This is a genomic window from Pseudescherichia vulneris (genome assembly GCF_902164725.1).
Lineage (GTDB): Bacteria > Pseudomonadota > Gammaproteobacteria > Enterobacterales > Enterobacteriaceae > Pseudescherichia > Pseudescherichia vulneris.
In genome coordinates this window covers 1,218,160-1,221,108 of sequence record NZ_LR607338.1, presented here as the reverse complement: position 1 = coordinate 1,221,108, position 2,949 = coordinate 1,218,160, and the positions used below count along the sequence as shown (strand labels likewise).

2 protein-coding genes are annotated in these 2,949 nt (G+C 56.9%); one reads left to right on the top strand and one right to left on the bottom strand.

The window, feature by feature from the left end:
* Positions 1-27: 27 nt before the first annotated feature.
* Complete coding sequence (gene pitA / locus FN633_RS04990) at positions 28-1,524, bottom strand: inorganic phosphate transporter PitA (protein ID WP_154056953.1); 1,497 nt, start codon at positions 1,522-1,524, stop codon at positions 28-30.
* A 231-nt stretch (positions 1,525-1,755) separates the two neighbouring features.
* Between pitA and FN633_RS04985 the strand changes: the two genes are divergently transcribed.
* Positions 1,756-2,949, top strand: a 1,194-nt coding sequence (locus FN633_RS04985; RefSeq protein ID WP_154058835.1) for a BaiN/RdsA family NAD(P)/FAD-dependent oxidoreductase, incomplete at its 3' end; no start/stop codon positions are given.

Below are 2,949 nucleotides of genomic sequence, written 5' to 3'. Positions count from 1 at the left end.
AGCCCGCTTTTTTATGCCTGTTACCAATTAAATCAGCTGCAGCGCCACCCAGTACAGCGCGCCGGAGAGGAAAATCGCTGCCGGCAGGGTCAGCACCCAGGCCATCAGGATGTTGGTCACCGTTTTACGCTGCAGACCGCCGCCGTCCACGATCATCGTTCCCGCTACTGACGAGGAGAGAACGTGGGTGGTCGACACCGGCATCCCGGTATAGCTCGCCAGGCCGATAGAGACGGCAGAGGTGAGCTGGGCTGACATGCCCTGTGCATAGGTCATGCCTTTCCTACCGATCTTCTCACCGATGGTCGTTGCGACACGACGCCAGCCAATCATCGTACCCAGACCCAGCGCCAGCGCCACCGCCATGATGATCCACACCGGGGCATACTCGATAGTGCTCAGCATATCGCCTTTCAGCTTTTTCAGCAGACGCTGGTCGTCAGCGCTGACTTCCGGCTGTTTGGCCACCTTATCGGTGATGTCAGAGATGCACAGCATGATGCGGCGCAGCTGGCTACGCTGCTCAATCGGCAGCTTGTCATAGCTTTCGATATTGGTCAGCATCGCTTTAGCGCGATCCAGCGCCACCACGGCCCGGCCTGCATGGCAGTGGAACTCGCCGTTAGGGCCTACGGTCTGCTCTGGCGTTGGGATAACCGGATCGGCTCCGGTGGCCTTCAGCAGCAGATCGGGATGCTGTTGGAACCAGACCTCGACGTTGTTTACCGCGTCGCGGGTACGGGTAATGTCGTAGCCGGAGGCATTCATGTTCACCACGAAGCCTGCCGGGGCAACGCCAATCAAGACCAGCATAATCAAACCAATGCCTTTCTGGCCGTCGTTCGCGCCGTGAGAGAAGGCCACGCCGATAGCAGAGAGGATCAGGGCGATACGCGTCCAGAACGGCGGCTTTTTCTTACCGTCCTGCTTTTCACGCTCGGCTGGAGTGAGGTGAATACGGGCCCGTTTCTTGGTGTTGCTCCAGTAGCGACGGAGGATAAACACCAGGCCGCCTGCAAAGACCAGGCCGACAATCGGGGACAGGATCAGCGAGGCGAAGATGTTGATTACCTTCGGCACGTTCAGCGCATCCACCAGCGAGGTACCGGTCATCAGCGCATTGGTTAAACCAATCCCGATGATTGCCCCTATCAGGGTGTGTGAACTGGAGGCTGGAAGACCAAAGTACCAGGTACCCAGGTTCCAGATGATGGCAGCCAGCAGCATGGAGAAGACCATGGCAAGGCCGTGTGCAGAACCAACGTTCAACAGCAGGTCCGTCGGTAACATATGCACGATGGCATAGGCTACGCTCAGGCCGCCAAGCAGAACGCCAAAGAAGTTGAAGAGTGCCGCCATGACGACCGCTATCTGCGAGCGTAATGCGCGAGTATAGATCACGGTTGCCACTGCATTCGCTGTGTCATGGAAGCCGTTAATCGCTTCGTAGAACAGCACAAAACCCAGAGCAAGAAGTAATAACAACCCGGTATGAAGATCCAGGCCAGCAAACAAATGTAACATAGGACGTTACGCCATTTTTGAGGTCATGAACGCCGCGCATTATCATGGACATTCGCGGCCGGGGCAAAGTGAAATATAGCTTTTTTTTGATATTTATCCTGTCCCTGTAACGGTACGTAAATAATTATGTCATAAATTTCAACGAAATGACCTTTTTAGCCACCATTTGCGCTGGTGCGACCACCGCATAAAATTTACAATCCGCGCCGGATTAGCGAAGAGGAATGCAGTGTGGAAAGGTTTGATGCCGTTATCATTGGGGCCGGCGCGGCAGGGATGTTCTGTGCGGCGATAGCCGGACAGTCGGGCTGCCGGGTACTGTTGCTGGACAATGGTAAGAAACCCGGACGTAAAATTCTTATGTCTGGCGGCGGTCGCTGCAACTTTACTAACCTTTATGTCGAGCCTGCGGCTTATCTGAGCCAAAACCCACATTTTTGCAAATCTGCACTGGCGCGCTACACCCAGTGGGATTTCATCGATCTGGTCGGCAAGCACGGTATTGCGTGGCATGAGAAGACGCTGGGTCAACTTTTCTGCGATGACTCTGCGCAGCAGATTGTTGATCTGCTGGTGGCAGAGTGCACAAAGGGCAATGTCACCACCCGTCTGCGCAGCGAAGTGCTCGACGTCACCCGCGACGACGCAGGCTATACGCTACAGCTCAACGGTGAAAGCGTCATAACCAACAAGCTGGTGATCGCCAGCGGTGGCCTGTCGATGCCTGGCCTGGGCGCATCGCCGTTTGGCTATAAAATTGCCGAGCAGTTTGGCCTGAAGGTGTTGCCAACGCGGGCGGGCCTGGTGCCGTTCACCCTGCACAAGCCGCTGCTGGAGCAGCTGTCGCTCCTCTCCGGCGTGTCGGTGCCAGCAGTTATCACAGCCGAAGATGGAACGGTGTTTCGTGAAAGCCTGCTCTTCACCCACCGCGGCCTCTCTGGCCCGGCGGTGCTGCAAATCTCCAGCTACTGGCAGCCTGGCGAGTTCGTCACCATCAACATGCTGCCGGAGTGCGATCTGGATGCATTTCTTAACCACCAGCGCGCCGCTCACCCGAACCAGAGCCTGAAAAACACCCTGGCGATGCAGCTGCCGAAACGGCTCATTGAGTGCCTTCAGCAGCTCGGGCAGATCCCGGACGTGACCCTGAAGCAGCTTAACAGCCGTGAACAGCAGACTCTGGTGGATAACCTCACCCGCTGGCGCGTGCAGCCCAACGGTACCGAGGGCTACCGTACGGCAGAAGTGACGCTCGGCGGCGTCGATACGCATGAACTGTCATCGCGTACGATGGAGGCGCGTAACGTGCCAGGATTGTACTTTATCGGCGAGGTGATGGACGTGACCGGCTGGCTGGGGGGATATAACTTCCAGTGGGCATGGTCAAGCGCCTGGGCCTGTGTGATCTTGACCCGCCATTTCCGG